Source organism: Mesorhizobium sp. M4A.F.Ca.ET.050.02.1.1, assembly GCF_003997725.1.
In the GTDB taxonomy this organism is placed as follows: Bacteria; Pseudomonadota; Alphaproteobacteria; order Rhizobiales; family Rhizobiaceae; genus Mesorhizobium.
The window spans coordinates 1-5,615 of the sequence record NZ_RZSG01000343.1; the positions used below are offsets into that span (position 1 = coordinate 1).

Sequence of the window (5,615 nt, forward strand, 5' to 3'; positions counted from 1 at the left end):
GATGACCGCTGCCGTGGAGCCCGCATCCGCGGCCAGGACGGCAAAAACCGGTACCGTTGCTGCTGAGCAAACCTACATGACCGCCGCCGTTGCGCCTGCGTCGAAGGCCGGTCGTGTCGCGGCGAAGCCGGTTGTGGTGGCGATGCAGGAGCCGATGGCGGAGCCGGATGCCTCGCGTTTCGGCGGCACCTTGAACAGCCGCTACATCACCTCGGTGCCGAGCGCGCCGCAGGAAGCGGCGATGGGTTTCCAGTCGACGCCTGAGAACACCGACGCCATCGGCGCGATGATCGTAAGCCAGAGCCGGCCGCTGGAAGCCTACTGAGCTGACCTGCAATTGATGGTCCGCCCTGTCAGCATGGCGGACCATTCCTCCGGGTGGATGTTCCAAACCGCTCTGAAAAATCCTAGATCAGTGCGATGTCCAAGCGAATCGCCGGTCCAGAGATCGAACGCCTGATCCAGCTCCTGGCCAAGGTGCCGGGGCTGGGCCCCCGTTCGGCCAGGCGCGCCGCGCTTCATCTCATCAAGAAGAAGGAGCAGCTGCTGCAGCCGCTCGCCGCCGCCATGGGCGAGGCGGTCGACAAGGTGCGCATCTGCTCGACCTGCGGCAATGTCGACACCTCCGACCCGTGCATGATCTGCACCGACTCGCGCCGCGACGCCGGCACGCTCATCGTCGTCGAGGACGTCTCCGATCTTTGGGCGCTGGAGCGGGCGGCGGCGATGAATGTGCGCTACCACGTGCTCGGCGGCACGCTGTCGCCGCTCGACGGCATCGGCCCCGAGCAGCTCAACATCCGCTCGCTGGTCGACCGCGTCGCCGGCGGCGAGGTCAAGGAAGTGATCCTCGCCGTCAACGCCACTGTCGAAGGCCAGACCACGGCGCACTACCTCACCGACCAGCTCTCCGGCTTCGAGGTCAAGGTGACAAGGCTGGCGCATGGCGTTCCGGTCGGCGGCGAACTCGACTATCTCGACGAAGGCACGCTAGCCGCTGCGCTGCGATCGAGGACGGCGTTTTGAGGGCTTCAACGAGGAGGTAGCCTGGAAATGACAGTATTCCTTCGCGCCCCCCTCTGTCCTGCCGGACATCTCCCCCACAAGGGGGGAGATTGGCAGCTTCGCTCGCGGCGTTCTTCCTTCAGCGTTGGCGATTGGCGAAAGCCAAGGCGACGGCCAATCTCCCCCCTTGTGGGGGAGATGTCCGGCAGGACAGAGGGGGGCGCGACAGAACGCAAGCATTCAAAACTGGCTGCGCTTTCCCTCTTCGCGGCTCTGTTCATTTTCCTCCTCTCCTTCCCCACCGCCGCAGCCCCCATCGACGACCAGTTCCGCACCTGGCTGCAGAGCGACCTTTGGCCACAAGCCAAGGCCAAGGGAATCTCCAGGAAGACCTTCGACGAGGCCTTCATCGGCGTGAAGCCGAACCTCAAGCTGCCGGACCTCGTTATGCCCGGCGAGACGCCGACGACGCCCGAGAAGCAGCACCAGGCCGAGTTCGGGCCGCCCGGCGCCTATTTCGCCGAGAAGACCGTTCGCGCCGTCACCGCCGGGGGGCGAACGCGCGAAGGCGCCAATGCGAGGGTGCTGGGGCTGATCGAGAAGCGCTATGGCGTACCGGGCGAGGTGCTTCTGGCGATCTGGGGCCGGGAGACCGGCTTCGGCGCGGCCAAGATGCCTTACGACGCCTTCGAGGTGCTGGGCACCAAGGCCTTCATGTCGACGAAAAAGGACTTCTTCCGCACCGAGGTGCTGGCAGCATTGGAGATCGTCGAGCGCGGGCTGGCACCGGTCAATGCGATGAAATCATCCTGGGCCGGCGCGCTCGGCCAGCCGCAATTCATGCCGACATCCTTCCTCAAGCATGCAGTCGATTTCGACGGCGACGGCCGGCCCGACATCTGGAATTCGACGCCGGATGTGCTCGCCTCGATCGCCAACTATCTCGTCCATTATGGCTGGGTCAGGGGCCGCGGCTGGGGAGCCGAGGTGATCGCGCCGGCCAATGTTTCCTGCTCGCTCGAAGGCCCCGATCAGGGCAAGAGGATTGCCGACTGGGTGGCGATGGGTATCAGGCGAGCCGACAACAAGGCGTTCCAGGCGAGTGAGCTGAAAGCCGAGGGCTTCCTCTTGATGCCGGCCGGCCGCAGCGGACCGGCCTTCATCGTCACGCCGAACTTCTATGTGCTGAAGCAGTACAACACCAGCGACCTCTACGCGCTGTTCATCGGCCATGCCGCCGATCGCATCGCGAAGGGCGACGCCACCTTTACCGCAAGCTGGGGGCCGGTCGGCGATCTGCACCGCTCCGATATTGCCGCCCTGCAGCGGGCGCTGGAGGCCAAGGGCTACGACGTAGGCAGTGCCGACGGGCTGCCCGGTTTCAAGCCCCGCCGCTCGATCGGCGCCTGGCAGGCGAAGAATGGCAGGGCCGCGACCTGCTTCCCCGATGTTGGCCTGGTTGCGGTGCTGAAGTAACCTCGAATTTAGCAGAATTTTCCCGATTGGCTGCATCGATTAGCCGGCGCATGGGTCGACACGCCGTGGCTCGTTCTGGTCCAATACGTTGTCTTGCAAATGCGCGTTGCCGGCTTGCGGGCCGCCGGATATGGTGTTGACCAATTGGACAAAAACCATGACGGTAAGTGGCCGGGGACACGCGCGCGACCCGATGGAATTTCTGCAATCCTGAGCCGGGAACTCAGGTCAACAAACAACAAAACAGGGAACGATCACCATGATGCTGGAAAAGTTTGCTCTTCGCTCTCGTGCCTTGCTTGCGGGCGCGGCGCTGTCCGCGCTGCTGGTCGCGCCTGCCTTTGCCGTCACGCCGGCCGATACGCTGGTCGAGGGCTTCGCGTTCGACGACATCATCACCATGGACCCGGGCGAGGCGTTCGAGCTGTCGACCGCCGAGGTCACCGGCAACACCTATGATCTCTTGGTCCGCCTCGACCTCAGCGACACTTCCAAGGTCAAGGGCGATCTCGCCGAGAGCTGGGCCGTTTCCGACGACGGCCTGACCTACACCTTCAAGCTCAAGCCCGGCATGAAATTCGCCTCGGGCAATCCGATCACCGCCGCCGACGTCGCCTATTCCTTCGAGCGCGCCATCAAGCTGGACAAGAGCCCCGCCTTTATCATCAGCCAGTTCGGCATCAGCGGCGACAATGTCGCCGAAAAGGCCAAGGCGGTCGACGACACCACTTTCCAGTTCGTCGTCGACAAGGCCTATGCGCCGAGCTTCGTTCTCAACTGCCTGTCGGCCACGGTTGCCTCGGTCGTCGACAGCAAGCTGGTCAAGGAACATGTCGCCGCCGTCACCCCCAGCGCCGACTACAAATGGGACAATGATTTCGGCAATGCCTGGCTGAAGACCGGCTACGCCGGCTCTGGCCAGTTCAAGCTGCGTGAATGGCGCGCCAACGAGGCCGTCGTTTTGGAGCGCAACGACAACTACAATGGCGAGAAGGCCAAGCTCGCCCGCGTCATCTACCGCTTCATGAAGGAAAGCTCGGCGCAGCGCCTGGCGCTGGAGGCCGGCGATATCGACGTCGCCCGCAACCTCGAGCCCAACGACCTGGATGCCGTCGCCAAGAACGCCGACCTCACCACCACAAGCGCGCCGAAGGGCACGGTCTATTACATCAGCCTCAACCAGAAGAATCCGAACCTCGCCAAGCCGGAGGTTCGCCAGGCGTTCAAATACCTGGTCGACTACGACGCCCTGAGCTCGACCATCCTGAAAGGCATCGGCGAGATCCACCAGTCCTTCCTGCCCAAGGGCGACCTTGGCGCGGTCGATGAAAATCCCTTCAAGCTCGATGTCGCCAAGGCCAAGGAACTCCTGGCCAAGGCCGGCCTGGCGGACGGCTTCAGCGTGACCATGGACGTGCGCAGCAAACAGCCGGAGACAGGCATGGCCGAGTCGATCCAGCAGACGCTGGGTCAGGTTGGCATCAAGCTTGAGATCATTCCGGGCGACGGCAAGCAGACGCTGACCAAGTATCGCGCCCGCAACCACGACATCTATATCGGCAATTGGGGCCAGGACTATTTCGATCCGAACTCCAACGCCCAGACCTTCGCCTCGAACCCGGACAATTCCGACTCCGCCAAGATCAAGACCCTCGCCTGGCGCAACGCCTGGGATATTCCGGATCTGACCAAGGAGACCGAAGCGGCGCTGCTGGAGAAGGATTCGGCCAAGCGCGCCGATATGTACAAGGACCTGCAGAAGAAGATCGTCGACACCAGCCCCTTCGTCATCATCCACCAGCAACTGGAAGTGGCTGGTCTGCGCAAGAGCATCAAGGGCTTCGCGCTCGGCCCGAGCTTCGACACCAACTTTGTCGGGGCGGTCTCCAAGGAATAGTTCCGGCGGACGCACCGCGTGAGCATCGTTGAAAATCAGGCGGCGGCCGGGCGCGGCAGCACCCGCTCCGCCGCTGTCTTATCGTCGATCGGCCGCTTCCTGGTCATCGCGGTGACCACCTATCTCGGTCTGCTCGCGGTGACCTTCTTCATTGGCCGCGTCATCCCGATCGATCCAGTGCTGGCCGTGCTGGGCGACCGAGCGCCGGCCAATGTCGTCGAGCGCACGCGCCGCGAGATGGGGCTCGACCTGCCGCTGATCCAGCAGTTCTACATCTATGTGAAGAGTGCGCTGAGCGGCGATTTCGGCACCTCGGTGCTGACCACCAATCCGGTCATGACCGATATCCGCCGCGTCTTCCCGGCGACCATCGAACTGGCGACGCTGGGCACGCTGATCGGCGCCGTCATCGGCGTGCCGCTCGGCGTTCTGGCCGCCGTCAGGCGGGGCAGCCTCGTCGACCAGATCGTGCGCATCATCGGCCTGATCGGCTATTCGGTACCGATCTTCTGGTTGGGACTGCTTGGGCTGGTCCTGTTCTACGCCAAGCTGCAATGGGTCGCCTTTCCGGCCAGGCTCGACGTCGTCTACGAATACACTTTCACGCCGATCACCGGCTTCTATCTGCTCGACGCGGCGATGCAGGGGCAGTGGGATGTCTTCTACGACGCCTATCGCCACATCATCCTGCCGGCCTCGCTGCTCGGCTACTTCTCGCTCGCCTATATTAGCCGCATGACCCGCTCCTTCATGCTGAACGAGATGGCGCAGGAATACATAGTCGCGGCGCGCGCCAAGGGCCTGTCGGAAACGCGCATCATCTGGGGCCACGCGCTGCGCAATGCCGCGGTGCCGATGGTGACGGTGATCGCGCTCTCCTACGCCAGCCTGCTCGAGGGCTCGGTGCTGACCGAGACCGTGTTCTCCTGGCCGGGCATCGGTCTCTACATCACCAATTCGCTGCAGAACGCCGACATGAACGCCGTGCTCGGTGGCACCATCATCATCGGTTCGGTCTTCATCGGCATCAACCTTCTTTCCGACCTGCTCTACCGCGTGCTCGATCCGAGGACCAAGGCTGCATGAGCGCCGAGACTATCCAGAGCCGTCGCGAATGGCTGCTCAGCGAGCGGCCGGCCTCGCGCATGCAGGCAAGGCTCGGCCGCGCCTATGTGGCGTGGCGGCGCTTCTCCGCCAACCGGCTGGCGGTTCTCGGCCTGCTGATCATCATCGCCCT

At 63.7% G+C, this 5,615-nt stretch carries 4 protein-coding genes and 2 pseudogenes; all 6 read left to right on the plus strand.

Features of this window, described 5'->3' with window-relative positions; all coding sequences use genetic code 11:
• A pseudogene (locus EOA33_RS20895) lies at nucleotides 1-325 on the plus strand (cell wall hydrolase); the annotation flags it as partial.
• 95 nt (nucleotides 326-420) lie between these two features.
• On the plus strand, nucleotides 421-1,026 hold the full coding sequence (recR, locus tag EOA33_RS20900) for a recombination mediator RecR (protein WP_126056698.1): 606 nt from the start codon (nucleotides 421-423) through the stop codon (nucleotides 1,024-1,026).
• A 177-nt stretch (nucleotides 1,027-1,203) separates the two neighbouring features.
• Nucleotides 1,204-2,481, plus strand: coding sequence for a lytic murein transglycosylase (locus EOA33_RS20910; protein ID WP_127406458.1), 1,278 nt, complete (start codon nucleotides 1,204-1,206; stop codon nucleotides 2,479-2,481).
• A 259-nt stretch (nucleotides 2,482-2,740) separates the two neighbouring features.
• On the plus strand, nucleotides 2,741-4,378 hold the full coding sequence (locus tag EOA33_RS20915) for an ABC transporter substrate-binding protein (protein WP_126056696.1): 1,638 nt from the start codon (nucleotides 2,741-2,743) through the stop codon (nucleotides 4,376-4,378).
• Nucleotides 4,379-4,396: 18 nt separating this feature from the next.
• Nucleotides 4,397-5,464, plus strand: coding sequence for an ABC transporter permease (locus EOA33_RS20920; RefSeq protein WP_126056695.1), 1,068 nt, complete (start codon nucleotides 4,397-4,399; stop codon nucleotides 5,462-5,464).
• A pseudogene (locus EOA33_RS40650) lies at nucleotides 5,461-5,615 on the plus strand (D,D-dipeptide ABC transporter permease); the annotation flags it as partial. The gene EOA33_RS20920 and the pseudogene EOA33_RS40650, both read left to right, overlap by 4 nt.